The sequence below is a fragment of the Sphingobium sp. BHU LFT2 genome (assembly GCF_018604485.1).
GTDB lineage: Bacteria > Pseudomonadota > Alphaproteobacteria > Sphingomonadales > Sphingomonadaceae > Sphingobium > Sphingobium yanoikuyae_A.
Genome location: NZ_JAFCGW010000015.1, coordinates 18434 through 42698, shown reverse-complemented (window position 1 = coordinate 42698; position 24265 = coordinate 18434). Strand labels below are relative to the sequence as shown.

Sequence of the window (24265 nt, the reverse complement as noted above, 5' to 3'; positions counted from 1 at the left end):
ATCGACAGGACTAGACATGGCCACCATCATCGGCGCGATCGCCAGTTCGCATACGCCGACCATCGGCTTCGCGCTTGACGCCAACAAGCAGGAGGATCCTGCCTGGAAGCCGATCTTCGATGCCTATATCCCGATCCGGAAATGGCTGGAGGAAAAGCGTCCTGACGTGCTGGTGATGATCTATAATGATCATATCACCTCCTTCTTCTTCGACCATTATTCTGCCTTCTGCCTCGGTGTGGATGAAAGCTATCGGGTGGCAGACGAGGGCGGCGGCCCGCGCCCGGTGCCGGCGATCGGTGGCCATGCGGCGCTCTCCCGCCATATCGTCCAGTCGCTAATGACGGACGAGTTCGATATGAGCACCTTCCGCAACAAGGGGCTGGACCACGGAATTTTCTCGCCACTGTCCGTGCTCATGGAAAATGACGGGCAGCGCTGGCCAACGAAGATCGTGCCCCTGCAGGTGGGCGTGCTGCAATTCCCGATCCCATCCGCACTTCGCTGCTACAAGCTGGGGCAGGCATTGCGGCGCGCGATTGAAAGCTACCCTGAGGATATCAAGGTTGCGATCGTCGCCACCGGCGGCTTGTCGCATCAGGTCCATGGGGAGCGCTGTGGTTTCAACAATACACCTTGGGACGCGGAGTTTCTCGAACTGCTGGAAAAGGACCCGATAGCTCTGACCCGCCTGACCCATGCCGACTATGCCCGGCTCGGGGGAATGGAGGGCTCCGAAGTAATCATGTGGCTGGTGATGCGCGGCGCGCTCTCTGCGAGCGTGCGCAAGATCCACCAGAGCTATTATCTGCCGTCCATGTGCGCGATTGCGACTGCCATCTACGAGAATGAGGCCGCGCCGATGACAGAAAGCGATGCGGCGCATCATCTTCATGCGATGGGCTCACAGTTGGCGGGCATCAGCCGGCTGGAGGGGACCTATCCCTACACGCTTGATCGCAGTGCGCGCGGCTGGAAGGTCAACAAGTTCCTCCACTCGCTCATCGATGCGGGCCATCGTGCGACCTTCCGGGCCGACGAGGATGGAGCTCTGGCTGCCGCCGATCTCAGCGACGAGGAGCGTTGCCTGATACGCAACCGCGATTGGCGCGGGCTTATTCACTATGGCGCCATCTTCTTCCTGCTGGAAAAGCTGGCCGCGTTGAGCGGTGTGCCCAATCCGGCGATCTATGCCGCAATGCGCGGGCAGTCGCTCGAAGAGTTCCAGAAGACCCGCAACCAGCAGGTCAGCTACGGGGTCGCTGCGCCAGTCGGCAACTGAAGGCTATCGCAATTCAAAACAAAACAGTTCGGGGCCAACGGGTAGCGCGGCCTCGGAGAGGAGAAAATATATGGAAGACCCCCGCGCGATCATCGCGCGCGAGCCGATGCACTATCGTCAGATGCTCACGGTCGCGACCGCGACGGCGCTCAATGCGCTCGACGGTTTCGATGTCCTTTCGATCAGTTTTGCCTCGCCGGGCATCGCGCATGACTGGGGCATTACCCGGGCGGCGCTGGGCGTCGTGCTGTCGATGGAACTGATCGGCATGGGTATCGGCGCCTTTCTGCTCGGCAATCTGGCCGACCGGATTGGACGTCGTCCCACGATCCTGACCTGTCTCGTCATCATGGGCAGCGGCATGGGGCTGGCTTCGATCGCCGGTAATGTCATGATGCTCTCGCTGTTCCGCCTGTTCACCGGGCTAGGCATTGGCGGCATGCTGGCAGCCACGGGCGCGATCGTCGCGGAATGTTCCAATGCCCGCCGTCGCAACCTGGCAGTGGCGATTATGGCCGGGGGCTATCCGGTCGGCGCGATCCTGGGCGGCAGCATCGCCTCGCTATTGCTGGCATGGACCGGGCGGTGGCAGTCGGTCTTCGAGTTCGGCGCGCTCGTGACGCTCTGCTTCATTCCGCTGGTGTTGCGGCTGGTGCCGGAAACCATCGCCTTCCTGTTGCACAGGCGGCCGGCGAATGCGCTGGAACGGATCAACCGCACCATGGTGCGGCAGGGGCGCGCACCCTTGGCGGAATTGCCCCCGCCCGATCCGCAAGTGGCGGGACCGGGCATCGCCCAACTCTTCAACCCGGACGTCCGCGCGCTCACCATCCTGCTGACCCTGGTCTATTTCGGCCACATGCTGAGCTTCTACTTCTTCGTGAAGTGGATTCCCAAGATCATCGTCGACATGGGCTTCGCCGCGGCGGCGGCGGGCGGCGTGCTGGTATGGGCCAATGTTGGCGGTATGCTGGGATCGCTCGGCATCAGTTTGCTCAGCCAGCGGTTCAGCGTGCGCCGCCTGGTCGCGATCGCCATGTTCGGTGGCGCAGTCGCGATCTGCGTCTTCGGCGCCTGGCCGCGCACGCTGTCCGAATTGTCGATCATGGCATGCGTCGGGGGCATATTTACCAATGGCGCGACGGCGGGGCTTTATGCCGTAATCGCCCAATCCTTCCCGGCACGGCTGCGCGCGGGGGGGACCGGGCTGGTGATCGGGGTAGGGCGCGCCGGCGCTGCGCTGGGGCCGGTGCTCGCCGGCCTGCTGTTCACGGCCGGCTGGTCGCTGGGGCCGGTTGCCCTGATGCTGGCCTGCGGCACGCTGATCGCCGGGATCATCCTGCTGACGCTCAATTATCGCGAAAGCGCCATTGCCTGAACCTCGTCGCCTGACCCGCTGATCGACTTCGGAACCATCAAGACCCGGCTGCGGCCAGTCGGGATCGGGAGACTATTGCCATGTCTTATCATGATCGCCGCCCGCTGCTGGCTGCGGCGTCGCTGCTTTGTGTCGCAACGCATTACGTTGCGCTCGCCCAGGTGGGGCCCGCGCCGGAGCCGGTGGCGCCGCCGGTCCCGGAACCAGTGCCCGGCGGCGTTCCGGCAAAATCGGGCGTTCCGCAAAGCCTGCGCTGGACCGAGAATTGGGACATTGCGTCCGATCCCGCCTATCGTCGCGAAAATCCGCTGGAGCGCCTGCGCAACCTGCCCATTGCCGATCCGGATATCCGGCTCTCCATCGGCGGCGAGATGCGCTATTATTATCAGAGCTGGACGCACCAGAATCTGGGCGCCAGCGCAAATGACGCCAACCACAATCTGGGCCAGCGGCTCCGCCTCGTCGCGGACCTGCACATGACGCCCTATCTGCGCATCTTCAGCGAATTGGGCCACAACAAGGAATATGACGCGACAACGGCGACCCCGCCCAATCGCGACAAGCTGGAGTTCCAGCAAATCTTCGCGGACATCACCGTGCCGTTCGGCGACCAGGCGCTTTTCACGCTGCGACCGGGCCGGTTCGAAATGCCACTGGGCAATGGCAAGCTGGTGGGCTTGCGTGATGGGACCAATGTGCGGTTCACCTATCAGGGCGTGCGCGGCACCTTCATCCTCAAGAACCGCCTGCGGATCGACGCGTTCGCGGTGCGGCCAATGCAGTTGCTGGCCGGCGCCTTCGACGACAAGGCCAATCCTGACCGCCATTTCAGCGGTGTGACGATCTCCGCGGCGAAGGGGTTGCTGCTGCCTGGCACCCAGATCGACGTCTATCATTATGACGTCTTTAACAAGGTCGCGAAATTCGCCCTGCTTACAGGCGAGGAACATCGTGAAAGCTGGGGCATGCGCATCGGCGGCAAAAGCGGCGCCTGGGACTATGATGCGGAAGGGACGTTCCAGACGGGCCATTTCGCCGGCGATCGCATCCGCGCCTGGGGCTTCAACAGTGATCTGGGCTACAGTCTGCCACCAACGACGCCGCTGCGCCCGCGCGTCGGTCTCCGCTTCGATGCGTTCAGCGGCGACGGCAAGCCCAATAATGGCACACTGGGCACCTTCGCGCCGCCTGCACCGCGCCTGCCCTTGTTCGGTGATGCAGGCTATCTCAACTTTTCCAACATCGTCGATCTCTATCCGAACCTGACCGTCAAGCCGGCCAAGACGTTGACGCTGGTCGCGGGACCGGAATTCTTCTGGCGCGAAACCAAGAAGGACGCGACCTATGCCGGGCCGACCAATTATCCCGGCGTGCGGCCGGTCGGGTCGTCCTATGTGGGGACCGGCTGTAATTTCCAGGCCGACTGGATCGTCACGAAAAATCTTAGCTACCGCTTTTTCTTCACCCGCTGGATTGCGAGCGAGGCGTTCAAGGCCGGCGGCGGCAAGAGCAGCGACTATGTCGGCGTCTGGCAGCAAATCCGCTTCTAGTGCATTTCTTCCTTGGAGCAGATCAGAGGGGCAGCGCTAACGCATTTCAATCAGCGCCTTAGATGCTGCCTTAAGCTCGATCCATGAAATCGATACAAGGTGCGTCGCGCATTTTTTATCGGGCGAGCAAGGGCGCCTATTTATTTCAACCAATGCATACTTGTCTTGGGCCGGTTTGGAGAAATGATAGCGGGATAGCGACACTCGAATCTTGATGCACGACGGTAGCGTTGCGCCCATCGTTGCACTTCGACAGCGATATTCTAATCCCGGGAACGGAAACGCAAATCGGACCGGGGCAGGGACTTCGACGACCGGCGCTTGGCAAGGCCGAGCCTTTCCAGACACTCCGCCTCCGTTTGCTCCTTCTCGAGTTCTGACGGTCGGCTAATTCATCTAGGACCTGCAAGAAGTTTGCCGCTTATGCCGACACAACCGTGATGGGCGTCACGCGCACTCACATTCCGGAAGTTCTAAGATCGCTATGCGATTGGGACGTGAGGGGCACGTTCCAATCGGCGGTTCGCGACTTTGATGGGGAGCGGGGGAAAGGTGCGGATCAACAATTTTGCACGAGCATGTCTGCTGGCGCTTGCATGCTGTATGTCGGCAACGGCGATCGGCCAGGAGAAAACCGGCAACAAGGAGGGTTTCGCCCTCAAGCCCGGGACAGTGAAAATAATCCTCATGCGCCCTGTGATTGGAGTGGGCGAGCAGTCGACCGGCGGCCTTTATGAACCCAATGCAGACTGGACCACGCAGGCACGCGGCCATCTAGGGACGGCGCTGAGCGAGGCCCAGACGCAATTGGGAAATCAGGTCATGCCATATGAGGAAAACGCCGGCGCAGAAGGTCCGCTGGTGACGCAATATTCCCAGCTGTTCAACGCTGTCGCGGACTCTGTGATCGAATATCAGTTCTTTCCAGGCAATCGTCTCCCGACCAAGAAGCGGGACAAGGGCTTTAAATGGGCCGTCGGCCCTGGCATCGCTGAACTCAAGTCCCTTTAGGGCGCGGACTATGCCCTCTTCATTTCAACCCATGATGAATATGGTTCGACCGGCCGCAAGATGTTGCAGATCGTAGGCATGCTGGGCGGCATCGGTGTCACATCGGGGGTACATCAGGGATATGCCGGCCTTGTGGACCTCAAGACCGGAGAACTGGTGTGGCTGAATGCCGACCGGCAGATGGGTGGCGATGTCCGTACGCCCGAAGGCGCGCAGAAACGGGTCAGGCAATTGCTTGAAGGCTTTCCAGGGAAGCCTGTCGCCCTCACCACTGCGCAGCCCTGATATGCGTGGATATGCTATGGCTTTTGCTCTCTTGGCGGAGCTGGCCTTTTCCCGGCCGGCCGTGGCCAAGGATGATTTCACGCTTGCGCCCTATGTGGCGGCCTATGAGCCTTCCACCGTTGACGAGCGCGGCGTGTGGATGCTTGCCGATGAAGGCGAGCGCCAGCTTCGCGACAGTCCCTTGCGGATACGGGACGGCGGTCTCGAAACCTATCTGCGCAACGTCCTGTGCAGGGAGGTCGGCAGTGATCGCTGCACTGGCATTCGCGTCTACGCAGTCGAAGTCCCGACCTTCAACGCCTCGATGATGCCTAACGGAGCCATGCAGGTCCATTCCGGGCTATTGCTGCGAGCCCGCAACGAGGCGGAACTCGCTGCCGTGCTGGGCCATGAGTTTGCGCATTTTGAACTGCGGCATTCTCTTTACGGCTTCAAGAATCGCCGCGGCGCGACCGACGCAATGGCGTGGCTCACGGTTCTGGGCGGGATCAGTAACACACCGGTCGCCGACACGAATTTCTCGCTTCTGGGATCCATCTATCAATTCAACCGCGCGCAGGAGACGGAGGCTGATCTCTTAGGCCTGAAATATCTCGCGCAATCAGGCTATCCAGCACAATCGGCCTCCGAAGTCTGGCAGGCGCTGATGGCCGAGGCGGATGCCAGTGCGCTTGGCCGCAAGCAGAAGGTGAAAGCAAAATATTCGGCGGGCTTCTTCGACACGCATCCTGCCTCCCTGGCGCGTGCCTCCTACCTTGCCACCGAAGCGGGCAAGCTCCCGCCCGGCGGTGACGCGCGCGCGAAGGAATATAATGATGCCATCGCTCCTTATATCTCCCGCTTTCTCGCCGCCCAGATGAAACTCAATGATTTTGGGGGGAGCGAATATATTCTGGGCAATATTGCGGAACGATCCGGCTGGACCGGTGATCTGCTGTTTGCGCGCGGCGAACTCTATCGCACCCGCGCCAATCCGCGTGACCTCCAACAGGCGAGCGAGTTCTACCGCCAGGCCAAGCTTGCTGGGTATGCCGCTCCGGAGCTCGACCGCAATCTGGGCCTTTCCCTGTTGCGAAACGGCCAGAGTGATGAGGCGCGCATAGCTCTCTCCGCCTATCTCGCTGCGCGTCCGGATGCCTCGGACGCAAAAGCCATAACAGCCCTTCTTGCGAATTGAGGAATTGACGTCATGCGCCTGATTATCGCCACAGCCATGCTGATGTTGACCGCCTCTTCCGCATTGGCGAATGCCTTGATTTCGCCGGGGCCACGTGCCGGCATCGCAAAGTCCAGGCTCTCGGCAACGCCAGATGGCGAATGGAACCAGCTCAGTCGCAAGGATGGAAAGAATGTCGAGCTGTGGACGCTCGACGGGGATTCCCTGAACAAGGTGAGTTTCTTCGGTGGCGTTCCAGTCGGCGAGCCATTGCTTCGCGAAATCGACAAGAAGAACCGGCCTTTGCCCAAAGTGACAGCCAATATGCTGATCACCGATATCCCGGCTTTGCTCGAAACCACCTATCGCAGCCAGTTCTCCGTGAACCAGATGGAGATTGCGGACCAGGAACCGGCCATGCTTGCAGGCAACAAGGGTATTCGCTTCACCTACGCTTTCACGCGGGCTGACGATGAAGTTCAACGCAAAGGGGAGGGCATAGGCGCTATCGTCAATGGCCAGCTCTACCTGGTGATCTACGAAGCGCCAAAACTCTATTATTTCGACAAGGATGTGGACAAGTTCAGGAAGCTTGCTGCCACGCTGAAGCTGTAGGCCCATGGCCCCGGTTGTTCGATATTGGCCTTTGCGTGCTACCCTTGGGCTCATCATCACGGGGTGGGGTGCGGCAGCATCGGGGCATCCCGGGGGCTTGAATGCTGAGGGCTGTCATAATGATCGGAAGAACGGCGGCTATCATTGCCATCGTTCTTCATCGGCACCATCCCGGCCCCAGCCTCTGTCCTCATCAACTCGCGGGGCGTACCCGAACTGCGCTGCAGCGCGAGCAGCGGGCGCTGCGCCGGTTCGTGCCGGCGACCCCGGCTATGGCCGTCACCTGGATCGAGATGGTGATGGGATCGGCTGCGAATGATCCGAATAGATTTCTGCGCTGACAAATTGTCGCTGGAAGATTCACCGTTCTAGTAAATTTGGCACTGACGAAGAGTATTTCTTATGTCCGTACTCGACATCCCCCTCCGGAAAGCCTTGCAGCTATTCTATGCAAGACAAGCCCTGCGGCAGTCCATCTTGAAGAATGATATTCGGCTTGATCGCAAAAAGGAGGCAGGAGGGACGCGTAGCCAGGGAGGGGATTTCTATTTGCCGTTCTGGACAGACGTTAAGAAGCATATTTCGGGCGATGGTGACCTCCCTGATATGACCAATCTGCGTGTCGCTTCGAATAATAACTACAAGCGATTATATCCGCTTCTGAAGGACGGTGTCCTCGAGCTACTTAGCGCGAAGTTGCGTTGGTCGAACGAACCGGTTGAGATCATCCCCCAGAGCGTTCACGGCAAACTGCGAATTGAAGGGGTGGGCGGCACAATCCGCATACGCGACGCTCTTCATGCACGCGTCAGGGGAAAATATACGCGCGTCGTCTACCCTTACTTCAGTGAGGATCCCGCACTTCCGGATGAGGGGGGAAGGCTTGGTTTATGGGCCATGCAGCAGGCTCTGACAAAACTGGATCCGAGCGACATGCGCATTATCGATCCCCTTCGTCGGGTGTTTTTCTCTCCGCAAACGACACCTTTGAGAGGTGACGAAGAGGAGGTGTTCCATGGCCGGTACAAGTCTTTAATTGCTGAGTGGGAGCGTCTTAAACTTGAATGAAATTGCAGGACTTTCAACTTCGCGGGAAATTTGGAATATCCAATCAGACAGAGCCCATTGCCCTATGATCGCAACCTGGCCGCCGAGGCGGGCGCTGTGGGTCGGCTTGCCCGCAAGCTGGATTGACTAGGCTCGTTTGGATGGGCGCAGTGCCGTCCGGCACTTCCCGAAATCGTCGGCAAGCGATCGTCGAATTCAGGGCCGGGGTAAGAGATAGCTGTCTTCAGGAGCCGGCGGCTGCCGGACCAGCTCGCGCCGTTCCCGAGCGAATGTGGGTGTGGTCGATCAGGCGGGCGATAGCGGCATGATGGCCCGCTGCGATTTACCGGCTAATTCTCTACCGGAGGGATGAAACTGACTTGCGCAAGCCGCCATGCACGGTCCTTTTCTTTCGGCCAATAAGCACGAGGATGGCGACATTCCGCCGGGGGGTGCACACCATGAACTTCGGCGCGGATCAAACGACCGGTTTCCCGCAGGCGGATTGTAGCCTGCGGAAATTCGTCGCGCAGGCGGTTTTCAAGCTTGAGGGCATCTTCGGAAAGCTCTGGGCTCGAGAGGGCACGTGGGGATCCGTCGATCAGTTCGGCTGTCGAAGAGCGCAGCGCCTTCATCCCATCGCTGATCACATCGATTGAAATGACCGCCGCAGCTACGGAGTCAGCCCACCACCAACCCAGCCCAAGGCCAATGATACCGGCCAGGCCCGCCGCGCCCGTCAGCCAATTTGCCTTGTTCATCAGCGCATCGGTGTGCAGCAGCTTGTCATTGAGCTTCTCAGCGAGCGGTAATTCCTTACGACCGATCAGCATCGGCGGGATGAGGGAATAGAGCTGCGCTGCGATCATCAGCCACCCGAGCCAGAAGTCGTCTCCGAACAGCACGATTGATCCGACGGTCGCATGTTCGGCAGTCACGAGGGCGACAACTGCGTTGTAGAATAAAAGCAGGCCGACGGCCGTAAGCGCCACGGCGGCGACAAAGAATCCAAGGCCGTTAACTCGCTCGAAGCCGAAGGGGAACTTCCTGGACCTGCCGCCCTTCAATTCCATGTGGGCGGCAATCAGGAACATGATCGGCGGCACGACACCCAGCGTATCCTCGACCCAGGCCGTCTTCATGGTCTGGCTCTGGCCGAGCACGAGGCCCATCACCACAATGATGGTCGACGTCCAGAACAAGTTCCAATATTCCAGCCTGATCGCGGCGCGCATCGTATCGCGCAATTCGTCCGGCAAACTGTTGCTCATTGGCTCCTCGCTTCCGCAGAAACCGCGCGCGATGCACGTTCCACAAGCATGATCCAGCGGTTCTCGCCGTTTCGCATCGCCGCCTTTAGTTCGAGCGGATCGCTTTTCAAACCCGAAGAGCGCAGGGGTGGCCCGAAAGCTACATCTGTCTGCCAGGGGCTGTTTTTCGTGAACTCGCCTATGACGAGATCAAGCTTTCCCTTTGAAACTTCCTGAAGGAGGATTTCCGTAGCGCCGCTCACAACGCGTGGCCGCGCATGTGTACGCTTGGCAACCTCGCCGAGCAGTTGCTCGACCATGCTCTGCTGGGTGGTACCGGCGACCAGTCCCACGGTGAACTGTCTGTCGCGCACGATTTTCTGTGACGTGTTTTCTGGATCGACTGGCAAAGCCTCGCAGGCTGGCAGCAAAAGAGTGGCTCCGAGGACAAGCCAATTTACGTTGAGGCGGGGTTTCTCGATCATCCTTGGTGGAACGTTCAAGTGCCTGTGCGGTTTCGTCAACACAACGATACAACAGGGACATCATGCGGAAACTTTGCCCGGCCCTAGGTCTGCTTCTGCTCTACACCCCACAGGGCGCTTATGCTCAGGATAGCGGATCGCCATCGGCATCGGAACTGCGGGAATTATGCACCGAGCGGCCGGGCCTTACCACGGCGGCCTGCACCGTCGATCCCGGTCATCTGCAACTGGAAGTTGGACTGGCAGATTGGGAGCGGGACAAGGACCCCGACGAGCGAAAGGACACACTGAAGCTGGGTGACATCCAGCTGCGTTATGGGCTGGCGGCGCAGACCGAAGTGCAGATTTCGTGGAGCGCCTATGTGCGCACGGTAACCCGCGATTATCAAGCGAACGTTCTCGAACGCGCCCATGGGATCGGTGATTTGACGATTGGCCTGAAGCAGAATCTGAAACATCCGCAGGAAAAGGCCAACGGCCTTGCTGCAGGAATGCTGCCCTATATCACCCTGCCCACCGGCACCAATCAGGGTGGTGATGGGGACTGGAGCGCAGGGCTCGTCGTGCCGCTCAGCTACAAGTTCAATGATACGCTGCTTTTGGCTGTGTCGCCACGCGCCGAGGCGGCGGTCGATGAGGATCGATCAGGCCGTCACTTTGCTTACGGCGCGGCTGCGGGAATTCAAATCAGCCTGTCCGACAAAATCAGAATGTCGCCCGAGGTCGAGATCATGCGAGATCGCGATCCTGCTGACGTGGCGACCTTAGCCAGTGCTGCCCTATCGCTAGCATGGCGGATCAAGGAGATGACCCAGCTCGATGTGCAATATGTGGCTGGCCTAAATTCCGACACCCCGGATGTACGTCTGGCGATCGGGATCAGTCGAAAGTTCTGAAACGGCAGCCCGGCGGCTATTTGCCGGCCTTCATCGAAAGCATGCATTCGTTTCGAATTTAACCCGTACCGTGATGATCGACGGGCTCCATGAGGGGCACGAGGTCGTTTGCGGACAGCGTCGCGACGAGCTCCCAAGCGATATAAGCCCTACGCTAAGGAACCCGGGGGCACCTGGGGTGTATTGCATTGTCACACAATGTCGGGGGATGCATGTCGGGCCGCCAGGTACGCACGATCTCGCTCAGTCGAGAATTGGATCGGTTCATCTCTGAACAGGTCGCCTCCGGATATTATTCCAACGCAAGCGAAGTTGTTCGCGCGGGCCTCCGTTCGCTCGCAGCGCAGCCAGCCCCTGCGCCACATCGAGTGAACCAGACCGAACGATGATCGATTCCAACCTTGCTCAGTGCATTGTCGAAAGCGCGACAGATTTTGCCATCATCACCCTCGACGTAGACGGACGCATTACGAGCTGGAACCCAGGCGCCGTCAACCTGCTGGGTTGGTCGCCCGCACAAGCGATCGGTCAGCACGGCCGCCTCTTCTTCACGCCCGAAGATCAGGCAGCAGGATCACCAGAAGATGAGATGAGCCGCGCGGCGCAGGAAGGCCGCGCCCTCGATGAACGTTTCCACATGCGCACCGATGGCTCGCGGTTCTGGGGCTCCGGTCTCATGATGCCGCTTCAGGACCGATCAGGGTTCGTAAAGATCGTTCGCGATCGCACGCGGGAGCGCGAAGCGGAACGCAGCCTTGCCACCCTGACCGACGCGCTGCCTGGCTTTGTGTTCCAGGCGGACACGGACGGCCACATTGTCCAGATCAATGAGCGATATCGCGAATATACGGGGCGAGCCGACGAGGATCTGCTCGGTGATCGCTGGCTCGAAACAATCCATCCAGACCATCGCGAGCGGACGCAGGAAGCCTGGGCAGAAGCCGTCAGCTCGGGCACCGCCTTCAACCATACTTTCTCCGTTGCGGGGCGGGATGGTTCCTACCGCTGCTTTTCGTGCCGCGGTTTGCCGCAGACCGACGACGACGGGCGCATTCTGCGATGGATCGCCACATGCATCGACGTCGAGAATGAAGCTCAGGCGCGTGCGACACTGGAGAAGCTGAACCTCTCGCTTGAGCATGCGGTGACAGACCAGGGCGAGGCGCTCGCCGAATCCTTCAAAATTCTACAGGCCGAGGTCGCCGAGCGCGAGCGCATCGAAGAAACCTTACGGCAAAGCCAGAAGATGGAAGCCATCGGCCAGCTGACGGGTGGCGTGGCGCACGACTTCAACAATCTTCTTACCGTCATCCTAGGCAGTATCGATCTTCTGAAGCGTCCCAACCTCTCGGAAGAAAAGCGCGAGCGATATGTGCATGCCATCGCCGAGACGGCGCAGCGTGCGGCCAAGCTGACTAATCAGCTCCTGGCATTCGCCCGGCGTCAGCCGTTGCAAGCCGAGGCCTTCGATGTCGCCGAGCGACTGCGCAAGGACGAGGAGATGCTGCGCAGCGTGTCGGGCTCGCGTGTAAAGCTGGAGTTGGATATCCGCTGCGAGCCTTGCATAGTGGAGGCCGATCCGACCCAGTTCGACACTGCGATGCTGAACATGGCGGTCAATGCCCGGGACGCCATGGGCGGAGAAGGGCAACTGCGGATTGTCGTCGAAGAGCGGGACGGCATACCGGCGACCCGCGGCCACGCAGCGGTCCAAGGCAAGTTCATCGCTGTCATGGTCACTGACACGGGGGCAGGTATCTCGGAGGCCGACCTGCCGCGGATTTTCGAGCCCTTCTTCACGACAAAGGATGTCGGCCACGGCACCGGGCTTGGCCTCAGCCAGGTATTTGGTTTCGCCAAGCAGTCGGGGGGCGAAATCAATATCGAGAGCAAGGCCGGTGCGGGAGCGACCTTCATCCTCTATCTTCCGCACGCCGAGGCTAAGCCACTTAACCAATTGACCGATGTCTCTCCGCCAACCGATCTACACGCGGACGAGGCGCGCTGTGTGCTGCTGGTCGAAGACAACCAGCTCGTCGGCGAATTCGCGTCGCAACTTGTTAGCGACCTTGGCTACGGCAATATCTGGGTATCGAGCGCTCAGGATGCCCTGGCCCTCGTCGAGGCCGAGCCGGAGCGCTTCGATATTGTCTTCACCGATGTCGTCATGCCGGGCATCTCGGGCGTCGAACTTGCGGAAACCCTTCGCTCGAGATTTCCGAAGCTGCCCGTGGTTCTCACCAGCGGCTATAGTCATGTTCTTGCGGCCGAGGGGACGCATGGTTTCGAGCTGCTGCAAAAGCCCTATACCGCAGAGGGGCTCGCGCGCGCGCTGCGAACGGCACGGCAACCAAACGGCATAAGGTCGTGATGAACGAGGCAGGAGACGCGAGTCAGATCGAATGAACGCCGGCAGCAAGCAACAGCCTTGGGCATTCCTCGTCAACGCCGGCGAAATGGGCACACTCATCGCCGGCTTCGATTGGTCAGCGACAAGTATCGGCCCGATCACGGCGTGGCCCGCCGCAATGCGCACATCGCTGGCATTTGTTCTGCGCTCGCAGGCACCCATCGTGACGCTTTGGGGACCCAAGGGCGTGATGATCTATAACGACGCCTATCGCACGTTCGCCGGTGACCGACACCCGGGCCTGCTGGGATCCGATGTCCTTGAGGGCTGGCACGAGGTCGCGGATTTCAACGCCAACGTCATGCGCCAGGTTTATCATGGCGGCGGAACCCTGTCCTACAAGGATCAGGAACTCACGCTCATCCGCGACGGCACGCCCCGCCGCCTGTGGACCGACATCGAATATTCCCCGGCTTTCGACGATGACGGCTCCGTTCTGGGCGTCATCGCCATCGTCCTCGAGACGACGCAAGCCGTGCTTGCGAACGAGCGCATCGCCGACGAACGGCGCAAGCTCCTGCAGATGGCCGAGCATAGCCCCAGCTTCATGGCATTGCTCGAAGGACCCGAGCATCGGTTTCTGATGACCAATCCGGCCTATCAGGCGCTCGTGGGCGGTCGGGAAGTCATCGGCCAGCCGATCGGCGACGTCTTGCCGGAAGCGCAGGAGCAAGATTTCCTAGCGCTGCTCGACCAGGTTTACGCTTCAGGAGAGGTCTTCCAGGCTTCGGGGGCCTCCTTCCAGCTTCAGGGGTCGGCAGACAACCACTCGCACGAGCGCCGTCTGGACTTTGTCTATCAACCGCTCAGGAACGAAGAGGGAGAGGTCACCGGCATCTTCGTATCGGGTGTCGATGTCACCGACCGCATGCGGGCCGAAGCGGCCATCAGCGCCAGTGAGGCCCAGTTCCGAACCTTCGCGCAGGCCCTGCCGAGCCATATCTGGACCGCCCCGCCGGATGGAAAGCTCGACTGGTTTAATGACCGGACGTTCAAATATAGCGGCGCCACCGAGGCGGACCTTACAGGCGATGGCTGGACGTCGATCGTTCACCCCGACGATCTCGCAGAGGCAGCCGAGCGATGGCAGTCCGCACTGGGATTGGGCCAGCCTTATGAAACCGAATTTCGTATCCGGGCTGCCGACGGGAGCTATCGTTGGCATCTGGTGCGCGCAGTGCCGATCCGCGATGATGCGGACGAGATCATCAGATGGATCGGAACGAACACCGATATTCACGAGCAGAAGCTCAGTCAGGCGCAGAGTTCGGCCGATCGCGACCGTCTATGGTCAATCTCGCGCGATCTCATGCTGGTCTGCACGTTCGATGGCGTCATCACCGCCGTCAACCCGTCTGCGCGGCGGCTCCTGGGATGGGCCGAAGACGAGATGGTGGGAAAGCAATTGGGGGATTTCATCCATCCCGACGACATACCCAGCACCTACGCCGAGGTGGAAAAGCTCTCGCAAGGCGTGACCACATTGGCGTTCGAGAACCGCTATCGCACCAGCAACGGGGACTATCGGCTCCTCGCCTGGACGGCCGTCCCCGACGCCGATCGCATCCACGCCGTCGGCCGCGATATCACCGACGAGCGCCAACTCTTGCAGGATCGCGACCGGACTTGGAGCTTGTCACCCATTTTGAAGGTCGTCACCGACAGCCAGGGTACGATCACCGACGTCAACCCATCTTGGACCAAGGCGCTCGGCTGGAGCCGTCGGGAAACGCTCGGCAAGCGTAGCACCGACTTCATGATCGACGACGAAAGCTTCTGGAGCGAGCGCGTGCGCACGCTGTCCGCCGGGCAGCCCATGCTGGAATATCAGACCCGGCTGCGGGCCAAGGACGGCCATGAGCGCCTGATCAAGTGGACCACGGTGCCGGAAGGCGGCACCTTTTACGGCTTTGGCCGCGACGTGACCGCCGAGACCGAGGCCGCCGCTGCACTGGCCGATGCCGAAGCGGCACTGCGCCAGTCGCAGAAGATGGAAGCGGTGGGTCAGCTGACGGGCGGCATCGCCCATGATTTCAACAATCTGCTTCAGGGCATCACCGGCAGTCTGGAAATCGTCCAAAGGCGGGTGACCCAAGGACGGTTCACCGAACTCGACCGCTATATCGCGGGCGCGTCGAACGCGGCGAACAGGGCCGCGGGGCTTACTCACCGGCTCCTTGCATTTTCGCGCCGGCAGCCGCTCGACCCAAAGCCTGTCAGGGCGAACACGCTCGTCTCCTCAATGGACGATCTGCTTCGCCGGACGCTTGGAGAGCGTATCGAACTCGAGCTCGCCCTCGCGGGCGGCCTGTGGATCACGAAATGCGATCCCAACCAGCTCGAAAGCGCGATCCTCAACCTGGCGATCAACGCGAGAGATGCCATGCCCGAGGGCGGGAAACTCACGATCGAGACGTGCAATGCCCATCTCGACAGCGCCTATGCGGCACGCCAGCGGGGCGTGAAGCCGGGCCAATATGTCTGCATTTGCGTGACGGATACCGGCGTGGGCATGGATGCCGACACGATCGCCAAGGCGTTCGAGCCCTTCTTCACCACAAAGCCAATCGGTCAAGGAACCGGGTTGGGGCTCTCGATGATCTATGGCTTTGCTCAGCAATCGGAAGGCTATGCGAAAATCTACAGCGAGGTAGCCAAAGGAACGACGTTCAAGCTTTACCTGCCGCGGTTCCGGGGCACGGAAGAGACGGACGAACCGGTCCATGAGCTGACCGAAGCGCACATGGCGGACGCTGGCGAGGTGGTGTTGGTCGTCGAAGATGAGCCCATCGTGAGGGGCCTGATCGTCGAGGAACTCAAGGAGCTTGGCTACCAGGCACTTGAGGCGGTCGATGGCCCGAACGGTCTCGAAATCCTGCAATCCAAACGGCGCATCGACCTGCTGGTCACGGACATCGGACTGCCCGGACTGAATGGTCGACAAGTCGCGGATGCAGCGCGCGAACTGCGCCCTGGACTGAAGATTCTCTTCATGACGGGCTATGCTGAAAATGCTGCGCTAGCCTCCGGTTTCCTGGAGCATGGCATGGAGATGATCACTAAGCCGTTCGCCATGGAAGCGCTCGCAACAAGGATCCGAACGATGATTGAAAGCTAGATCCCGGGCGAGACGGCATCATTGCGCTGCTGGTTCTGCTTTCCCTCGGCAAAATTGCAGTGGTTGACGTTTATATTCGAGATTACATCTGCAGGATGATGTGCCTCGCTGCGGTCATCTTTGGTCGCTTACCATTTTGACCCCAAGCAATGATGGCGTCAGGATCCTCACTGGCTTATTCCCAGGGTAAAGTATCGCGAGACAAGAAAGAATCGTTTATGGCCCTGGTCAAGAAATCCGCGTTGGGAAAGCGCGGGCGCAGCAAGCCGCCCACCGCAAGCCCGACCTCGGCCGTTGCCGGCGCAATGGTGGAAAAACCGGCCACAGATGCCAAACGTGCAGGCGTAAGATCGACCCGCTCCCGACGCGGCATGAGTGCTCTCGAACGGCTGGATCAGGCCACCCAGGAACTGGCGAGCGGCCTTGGCCAATCCGCTGCCGCTGCCGCACAGCTGCAGCGCAATGTCGAGACGATGTCCGGTGGGGCCGAGGAAGCAGCGGGCGCCGCCCAGGAATCGGTCGGCCTCATTGGTCATCTACGGAGCAACTTTCGGGAGGCCAATGCTCGCGCCGCGGCTTCGCAGGGCCAGACCGAGCGGCTGCAGGAATCGCTGGCCGAGACCGCGGGCCAGATCGATGCCTCGGTCGCGGCGATCACCCTTAATGCCCAGCGGCAACTTGGCTCGGTCGCGATCATCGAGCGGCTCGAGGACGCGGCAGGACGCATCAGCGCGGTTGGCGAAACAGTGGGTGATCTCGCCGAACAAACCGGGATGCTGGCGCTCAACGCCGCGATCGAGGCAACTCGCGCGGGCGACAGCGGCAAGGGGTTCGCGATCATCGCCGACGAGGTGCGCGAACTCGCCGACGGCGCCGAGACCAACGCGATCGACATCGAGGCAATCGCGCAAGGAATCGTCACGCAGATCAGCGTCATTGCGGATCGCATCCGCGCGGCGAGCACGCTTGCCGAACAGGAGGCGCAGACAGGCCGGATGATCTCTGCGGCCTTGGCGAGCGCGCGCGAGGATCTCGCCATCGTGATGAGCGGGGCGCAGGATATCGCGGCAGCCGCCGCCCAAGCCGAGGTGGCGGCGACCGAAGCCGAGCGCGGCGCCGAGCAGGTAGCGAGCGCTGCCGAGGAGCAGTCCGCTGCCGCGAGCGAAGCCCAGCAGGCGATCGAACAACAAGCGGCATCGCTCGAAGAAAGCCAGCAGACCGCCGAGGCGCTTGGCGAACTGAGTGGCGTGCTCTGCGACGGAGCTCGTGATACGACCGCGATCGAGCAGGTCGCCACTGCCGCCGAGGAGTTGTCGGCCACGGTCCAGGAGCTTTCCGGCGCGTCGAACCAAATCCAGATCGCGATCGAACAGATCGCCCGTGGTGCCCAGCTGCAAAGCGCGGCCACGATCGAGTCGACGACCGCGATGGGACAGATCGAGGCCGGCGCGGGCTTGGCACGGGAGCGCGCGACACAGGCGGTCGAGCGGCTCGATGGGATTGTCGGGGGGATCGCGGACGGCAGTGCGAAGCTCGACGGCCTCGTCGCCGGGATGGGCGCGGCAGTCGGCGAAACCCGCGCGGTCCTCGATCTTCTCTCGGCTCTGGGCGATACCGCCCGGCGGGCGGAAAAAATCACCGACGCGCTGGCGCTGGGCGCGCTCCAGTCCAACATGCTCGGTGTCAGCGGCGCGGTCGAGGCGACGCGCGCGGGTGAGGCCGGACATGGTTTCGCAACCGTGACCGGCGATATCCGCAAGCTCGCTCGTGCACTCGCCGCGAATGCCGATGACGGTAAGGATGTCATCCGCGCCATTCAGGACCAGCTTGCTGTCATTCGCCGCGACCTCGATCAGATCGCGGCCGCCGGTGAAGCCGAGGCCGTCCGAAATCGGGCCGTGCTCGACCGCTTCGCGGCGATGACCGAGGAACTCGGCGCGACCCGCAAGGACAATGGGGCGATCCTCGAGGGGGCGGAGGCCATCCAGCGGGCCGCGCGCGAGGTGAAAAGCGGGTGCGACCAGATCGCCAAGGCAGCCGAGCTTGCGTCGGACGCGGCGCGCGAAGCGGGTGCCGCTGCCGCGCAGCAGGCACAGGGCGCCGAAAGCCTCGCAGCAGCGATCGAAGATATCGCATCGCTCGCCGCGTCCCTCAATGTGACCGGTGAGCAGGCCGCCACATGACCGGTCTGGCTCGGCGGGCCATAGCCGACGACGCCCGGCTCATCGTCCGGGCAGGCAACGCGCGTTATGGGATAGCCGCTGCGCGGGTGCGCGAGATTGTCAGGCTGCCGCGGATCACTCCTGTGCCGCTCGGACCACCGATGCTGCACGGGCTCGGCAATGTCAGGGGCGAGACGCTCGCTATTTTGGGACCGGCGCGAGAGGCAAGCGCAAAAGCCGGCCGACCCCGCCAGCTGCTCGTTCTCGAAGGACCCGACCGGATCGGCATCGCGGTCGATGTGGTCGAAAAGGTCGAGCGCCGCGCCGCAGGCAGTGCCCGTGTGCGGGCGCTGCCGATCGACAGCTGGATTGGGGACGCTTTTCCGGTCCGCGAGGCAGCGAAACGCGCTGCAGGCCCACGGCAGACGCAAGCGCGCCAGCAGGAAGAAAGATTGGTGCTGCTGCACTTCCAGCTCGGCGACCAGAACCTGGCGCTCCCGCTCGAGCATGTCGTCGAGGTTATCGGCGTTCCGCAGGCTATCGCGACGCTTCCCGGCGCCGACGACGCGGTCATCGGGACCATGCTCTGGCGCGATCGAACGATCGGGCTCCTGTCACCCGCGGCGCTTCTCGGTTTCGGCCCGGGCGCGGTTCCATCGGGGGCGCTCGGCGGACCCGCGCGCCGCGTCGTCATCGTCACGGTCGGGGGGCATATATCCGGACTGCTGGTTGATCGGCTGGAGGGCCTGTTGCGGATCGCGCCGGACCGGATCGATCCCGTTCCGCCATCGCTCCAGCTGGGTGCAAGCGGGTCTTGCATTGCGGCAATCTGCCGGCGCGAAAACGGGGGCGGTCTGGTGTCGGTTCTGGCGGCTGAACATCTGCTTGGCGAGGCATCGGCGCGCCAGCTTGCGGCCAAGAGCGAAAGGGCAGCGGTAGGCGATGCCGACCGGGTCAACGCGGTCGCCCTTCTTCTGCTCGTGATAGGCAACCATCGCCTGGCGCTCCCGGTGGCGACGGTCGAGCAGGTGGTGCTGGCGCCCGGTGAGATGACGCGACTTCCCAATGCGCCCGATTGGCTCTCCGGCTTGGCGCACATCGGCGGTGCGCCGCTGGTGATTATCGACCAGGTTCTACGGCTCACCGGGCGTGCGACCACAAGCGCGCGCCGGCGGCTGGTCATCGTTCGTGCCGACGACGAGCGTGTCGGCTTCCTGGTCGATGAAGCGCCAACGATCCTCCATGTCGATCGTGCTGCGCTGGCGCCCGCACCGCTCCCGCAGGCGCTCGCCGGCGGTGTCTTCGGTGAAGCGTTGGCCATCGGCGAGGACGGTGACACACTGCTGCTCCTCGACCCTGCGGCGATGATGTCGTCGGCCGAACAGGATCTCGTCCGCGCTGTCGCCGATCACGGGGCCGTGGCCGCAGCATGACCCGTTTACTCATCGTCGATGATTCCCCGCTCATGCGCCGCCTGCTCACTGAAATTTTCGAGGAGGCGGGCGATTTCGAAATCGAGATCGCGCGAAATGCAGAGGAAGCGCTTGCGAGCCTCGGGCGTTTCATGCCCGACGTGATCACGCTCGACATCCATATGCCCGGCATGGACGGACTTGCCTGCCTCGACCGGATCATGGTCGAGCGCCCGACACCGGTCGTCATGCTGTCCTCACTTACCGCAGCCGGCGCCGATGAAACCCTGGAGGCGCTCGCGCTCGGCGCGGTCGATTTCATCACCAAACCGCGCGGCGCCATCTCGCTCGAGATCGAGGGCATCGTTTCCGACTTGGTCGAAAAGGTCCGCGGCGCTGCAAGCGCACGCATGTCGCGCAGCGTCCGCCTGACCGAGCGGGTGCGCCAACGCGCGCAAGATGCGACGGTCAAGGGGGGCCGCAAGCCGGCTTCCGCCGAGCGGGCGACGAAACCCGGTTTGGTGAAGCCCGCTCGGGCTAAGCGGAGCAATCTCGACACCGAAAAGCTCACCGGGATTGAGGTAGTGCTGGTCGGCATTTCGACGGGTGGGCCACCTGCGCTCGATGCGCTGCTGCCTTCCCTGCCGGGAGATTTTCCGTGGCCGATAGTAATTGCTCAGCACATGCCGGCAAGCTTCACCGGGCCGCTGGCAAGGCGTCTCGATAAGGCTTGTTCGCTGAACGTGGTCGAAGTGAGCCGCCCCGTCCCGCTTGAACCGGGCACCATCTATATCGGTCGGGGGGACACCGACCTCATCATTGCTCGCCGGGGCGGCCGGGCTCACGTGATGGCCGCACCTATTCAGCCCGAGCGCACCTGGCACCCGAGCGCCGACCGTCTGGTAGAAAGCGCGCGCGCCGTCTTTCCGGCAGATGCGATCGTGGGCCTGCTGATGACCGGCATGGGCTATGACGGCGCCTCGTCGATGGCGCAGCTGCAACGCGATGGCGGTCATGTGCTCGCGCAGGATAAGGACAGCTCGGTGGTCTGGGGAATGCCCGGAGCGCTAGTTGCCCAACAGGGCGCGGACCTCGTTCTCCCGCTCGATCAGCTCTCCGCCCAGCTCAACCTCTGGGCGCGTCCTTGAGCGCGCCGGGTGATGGCATGTCCGCCGACGGCGTGCTGACCGACATGGCGCTCATCCGGCTGACCGAGCTCCTCTACCGAGCGACAGGCATGACCTTCGGCGAGAAGAAGCGCTATTATCTGGAGCGCCGCGTCGCCGAGAGGATGAAGCGAACCTCGATCACCGACGTCACACGCTATCTCCTACTGCTCGATCGCGATCCCCATGAGCGCCAGCTGCTCGTCAACGCGGTGACGATCAACGAAACATATTTCTATCGCGAGGATCATCAGCTTACAGCGCTGGTCGCCGACATCCTGCCGGTGGTCGTTGCCAGTAAGCGTCCGGGCGATCTGGTGCGCATTTGGTCGATGCCCTGTTCGACTGGCGAGGAACCCTATTCGATCGCCCTCTGGCTGCTCGAACACTGGCCCCTGGTAGACGCCTATAATGTCGAGATAGTCGGCTCAGACATCGATACGCATGCCCTCGATGCCGCGCGCGACGGTCACTATGGCGCGCGGGCACTCTCGCGGTTGCCCGAGGCGGTGCTTGCGGGCTATTTCGAGCCGGAAGAGGGGCATCGCCGCCGGATCGTCGAGGATCTGCGCGAGTCCGTACTCTTCACCCAGGTCAACCTTAACGATCCGCTATCCGTCGCGAGCCAAGGCAAGTTCGATATCGTGCTGTGCCGCAACCTGCTCATCTATTTCGATGAAGCGTCACGCGAGCGCGCGGCCAGCCACCTCCACGACGCGTTGCTACCGGGCGGCTATCTGTTGCTCGGTCACAGCGAATCCATGGCGCGGATCGATGAGCGGTTCGAACAAGTTCGTTTCCCTCACGCGATCGTCTATCGTCGCAGCTGATGGACGAACTACTCGAACAGTTTCTGATTGAAGGCCGCGATCTCGTGGCGGAAGCGCACCGCGCGCTTCTCGCCCTTGGACGCGCTCCGGGAGATCGCGCTTCGCTAGACGGTCTCTTTCGCGCAACCCATACGCTCAAAGGCTCAGTCGCCGTCTTCGACATGGCACCGGCCGAGCGACTGCTCCACGCCGCAGAGAGTCGATTGGAAGCGGCGCGGAAAGGGGAGGCCAAGCTCGACACGGCGATACTCGCCGCCCTCGTCGCCGTGATTGATCAGACCGACCGTTGGATCGACGCGATGGAGCAAGCCGGCTGTCTCGATGTTGGCGCGCCCGCTACCGCCGAGCGGCTCTTGGTCATGCTGGGCGAAGAACAGGTATCCGCAGTACCGGCCGCTAGCTCTGAAACCGATCAAGGCAGAACCGAAGTCGCCTGGCTTACGACATTACTGTCGCGACCGCGTTTTGCGGAGATCGATCGTGAGCAGGCGCTGACCGCGTTTCGCTACGTGCCCGATCCCGATTGTTTCTTCCGCGGCGAAGACCCGCTCGCCTTGGCGAGCACTGTTCCCGGCCTTCTCGCCTTGGCCGTGCTTCCAATCGGAGATACGTGGCCGGCGCTGTCGGAGTGCGAACCATTCCGTTGCATGAGCGCGATCGAGGGATTGAGCGCCGCCGACCCAGCCAACGTGCGCACCGCGTTCCGGTTAGTTCCCGATCAGATCCACATTGCTCCCGTCCTCAGACAAGCATCTCGGGCCATGACCGATGTATCAGCCGCTCATCCCCGAGAGACGGCGGCGACCGTGCGGGTGGACACGGAGAAGCTCGACCAGCTTGCTGACCGCAGCGGAGAACTTGGTGTGGCCATCCGCGCGCTGGAACCGCTCGCCGAGCGGCTGCGCGCGATTAATCCTATGTTCGCCGCCGAGCTGCGCGCGGCACGTGAAGAAATAGAAAGGGCGGCCGGCGCCATTCAGCGCAGCGTAGCGCAAGTGCGTCTGGTATCGCTTGAATCCACGCTTCGCCGCTTGCCGCGTCTGGCACGCGAAGCCGCGAGGAGTTCGGATAAATCCATACGGATGACGCTCACCGGCGAGACGACGCCGGTCGACAAGCAGATCGCCGATCAGCTTTTCGAGCCGCTGCTCCACCTTGTGCGCAACGCTGTCGACCATGGTATCGAGACAACGGCCGAGCGATTGTCCGCAGGCAAGCCGGCCGAAGGTCACATCAGGCTGTCGATCACGCATCGCAGTGACATGATTGAGGTCGCGCTGGAGGACGATGGCCGAGGCATCGACGCAGCTCGCATCAGGGAGGTCGCGATAGCCACAGGCTTGGTTTCGCGCGAGGCCGCGGCGGCACTCGCCGATGACGATGCGCGCCAGCTCATTTTCGCACCTGGCTTCTCGACCGCGCCCACCGCGACCAGCCTGTCAGGACGCGGCGTCGGGATGGATGCGGTGCGAGCCAGTATCAACCGGCTCGGCGGCTCGATCCTGATCGACAGCGCGGTGGACGAAGGCACATGCTTCACGCTGCTGCTTCCCGCCAACGCGATGACCACGCCACTGCTGGTCGTCGAGGCGGGCGGGCAGAAACTCGGCCTGCGTCTCGATCAAGTTGTGGAGACGGCGCGTGTCGCCGCAAACGCGATCCAACCTGTTGGGCACGGCAAGGCCTGCATCTTGCGCGATGCGACGGTTCCGGTGCTCGACCTTGCCGGCAGGCTCGGCCTCGGCGACGCGCAGGGAGACCAGGCGCGCCTGATCATCGTCAACGCCGGCAACGGCAATACGGCGCTTCGGGTCAGCCGCTTCGGTGATCGCATCGATGCTATGGTGAAGCCCGATGCCGGTCTGCTCGCCCGCCTGCCGGCGATATCGGGCACCACCATGATGGCCGACGGGAGCGTATTGCTGGTGCTCGACCTGGTGGAGCTGATCTCATGAGTGTCACTGTCGAGAGCGACTACATTCTGATCTCGGGCCATGCCTTGGTCGAGGATGCTGAGCCGTTACTAGAGGCACTCAGCCAGTTTCCCAACCATCGGATCAATGTCTCGGGGCTCATCCGTGCGCATCTCGCCGTCGTCCAGCTCCTGCACGCGGCGGGCCGTCCCCTCACCGGCGTAGAGGTGGATGGCTTTCGAGCTAACATGGCGCTCGCTAGCCTGAACCAGATTAAGGACGCATAATTCGATACCGGG

At 62.0% G+C, this 24265-nt stretch carries 19 protein-coding genes and 1 pseudogene; 18 read left to right on the top strand and 2 right to left on the bottom strand.

Annotated elements, in window-relative coordinates; translation table 11 throughout:
• Positions 1-16: 16 nt before the first annotated feature.
• The 8 genes and pseudogenes from JQK15_RS21695 (at position 17) to JQK15_RS21660 (ending at position 8345) form a co-directional block, all read left to right on the top strand.
• On the top strand, positions 17-1282 hold the full coding sequence (locus JQK15_RS21695) for a gallate dioxygenase (protein ID WP_214867806.1): 1266 nt from the start codon (positions 17-19) through the stop codon (positions 1280-1282).
• A gap of 70 nt (positions 1283-1352) precedes the next feature.
• Positions 1353-2660, top strand: a complete 1308-nt coding sequence (locus JQK15_RS21690; protein WP_214867804.1) for an MFS transporter — start codon at positions 1353-1355, stop codon at positions 2658-2660.
• Between the two features lie 80 nt (positions 2661-2740).
• Positions 2741-4210 carry an alginate export family protein gene (locus JQK15_RS21685; protein WP_214867802.1) on the top strand — a complete coding sequence of 490 codons (1470 nt, stop codon included), beginning with the start codon at positions 2741-2743 and terminating at the stop codon, positions 4208-4210.
• Positions 4211-4813: 603 nt separating this feature from the next.
• Positions 4814-5506: pseudogene (locus tag JQK15_RS21680) on the top strand (hypothetical protein).
• A 16-nt stretch (positions 5507-5522) separates the two neighbouring features.
• Entirely contained in the window at positions 5523-6683 is a 1161-nt protein-coding gene (locus tag JQK15_RS21675; protein WP_251007951.1) for a M48 family metallopeptidase, read from the top strand.
• A gap of 12 nt (positions 6684-6695) precedes the next feature.
• Entirely contained in the window at positions 6696-7277 is a 582-nt protein-coding gene (locus JQK15_RS21670) for a hypothetical protein (protein WP_214867800.1), read from the top strand.
• 4 nt (positions 7278-7281) lie between these two features.
• Positions 7282-7596, top strand: a complete 315-nt coding sequence (locus JQK15_RS21665) for an excalibur calcium-binding domain-containing protein (protein ID WP_214867798.1) — start codon at positions 7282-7284, stop codon at positions 7594-7596.
• 83 nt (positions 7597-7679) lie between these two features.
• On the top strand, positions 7680-8345 hold the full coding sequence (locus JQK15_RS21660; RefSeq protein ID WP_214867796.1) for a hypothetical protein: 666 nt from the start codon (positions 7680-7682) through the stop codon (positions 8343-8345).
• Positions 8346-8674: 329 nt separating this feature from the next.
• Here the strand turns inward: JQK15_RS21660 and JQK15_RS21655 are convergent, their stop codons facing one another.
• The gene (locus JQK15_RS21655) at positions 8675-9595 is read right to left on the bottom strand and encodes a cation efflux transmembrane domain-containing protein (protein ID WP_214867794.1); all 921 of its coding nucleotides are present in this window, start codon (positions 9593-9595) and stop codon (positions 8675-8677) included.
• The gene (locus JQK15_RS21650; RefSeq protein WP_214867792.1) at positions 9592-10059 is read right to left on the bottom strand and encodes a type 2 periplasmic-binding domain-containing protein; all 468 of its coding nucleotides are present in this window, start codon (positions 10057-10059) and stop codon (positions 9592-9594) included. Before JQK15_RS21650 ends, JQK15_RS21655 begins: the two co-directional genes overlap by 4 nt.
• Positions 10060-10121: 62 nt before the next feature.
• Between JQK15_RS21650 and JQK15_RS21645 the strand changes: the two genes are divergently transcribed.
• The 10 genes from JQK15_RS21645 to JQK15_RS21600 all read left to right on the top strand — a co-directional run bounded on the left by JQK15_RS21645 (position 10122) and on the right by JQK15_RS21600 (position 24253).
• Positions 10122-10955, top strand: a complete 834-nt coding sequence (locus tag JQK15_RS21645) for a transporter (RefSeq protein ID WP_214867790.1) — start codon at positions 10122-10124, stop codon at positions 10953-10955.
• Positions 10956-11167: 212 nt separating this feature from the next.
• A complete protein-coding gene (locus tag JQK15_RS27550; RefSeq protein WP_214867788.1) occupies positions 11168-11344 on the top strand; it encodes a type II toxin-antitoxin system ParD family antitoxin in 177 nt (58 codons plus the stop codon).
• Positions 11341-13326, top strand: a complete 1986-nt coding sequence (locus JQK15_RS21635; RefSeq protein WP_214867786.1) for a hybrid sensor histidine kinase/response regulator — start codon at positions 11341-11343, stop codon at positions 13324-13326. The genes JQK15_RS27550 and JQK15_RS21635 overlap by 4 nt, the downstream gene beginning before the upstream one ends.
• 31 nt (positions 13327-13357) lie before the next feature.
• Positions 13358-16483 carry a PAS domain S-box protein gene (locus JQK15_RS21630; protein WP_251007950.1) on the top strand — a complete coding sequence of 1042 codons (3126 nt, stop codon included), beginning with the start codon at positions 13358-13360 and terminating at the stop codon, positions 16481-16483.
• A gap of 218 nt (positions 16484-16701) precedes the next feature.
• Complete coding sequence (locus JQK15_RS21625) at positions 16702-18666, top strand: methyl-accepting chemotaxis protein (protein ID WP_214867784.1); 1965 nt, start codon at positions 16702-16704, stop codon at positions 18664-18666.
• Positions 18663-20078 (top strand): chemotaxis protein CheW, encoded by a 1416-nt coding sequence (locus tag JQK15_RS21620; protein ID WP_214867782.1) that lies wholly within the window; start codon positions 18663-18665, stop codon positions 20076-20078. Before JQK15_RS21625 ends, JQK15_RS21620 begins: the two co-directional genes overlap by 4 nt.
• Positions 20075-21205 (top strand): chemotaxis-specific protein-glutamate methyltransferase CheB, encoded by a 1131-nt coding sequence (cheB, locus tag JQK15_RS21615; RefSeq protein WP_214867780.1) that lies wholly within the window; start codon positions 20075-20077, stop codon positions 21203-21205. The genes JQK15_RS21620 and cheB overlap by 4 nt, the downstream gene beginning before the upstream one ends.
• Positions 21202-22053: a CheR family methyltransferase gene (locus JQK15_RS21610; RefSeq protein ID WP_251007949.1), complete on the top strand. Its 852-nt coding sequence runs from the start codon at positions 21202-21204 to the stop codon at positions 22051-22053. The genes cheB and JQK15_RS21610 overlap by 4 nt, the downstream gene beginning before the upstream one ends.
• The gene (locus JQK15_RS21605; RefSeq protein ID WP_214867778.1) at positions 22053-24008 is read left to right on the top strand and encodes a chemotaxis protein CheA; all 1956 of its coding nucleotides are present in this window, start codon (positions 22053-22055) and stop codon (positions 24006-24008) included. Before JQK15_RS21610 ends, JQK15_RS21605 begins: the two co-directional genes overlap by 1 nt.
• Positions 24005-24253 carry a hypothetical protein gene (locus JQK15_RS21600; protein ID WP_214867776.1) on the top strand — a complete coding sequence of 83 codons (249 nt, stop codon included), beginning with the start codon at positions 24005-24007 and terminating at the stop codon, positions 24251-24253. Before JQK15_RS21605 ends, JQK15_RS21600 begins: the two co-directional genes overlap by 4 nt.
• The last annotated feature ends 12 nt before the right edge of the window (positions 24254-24265 follow it).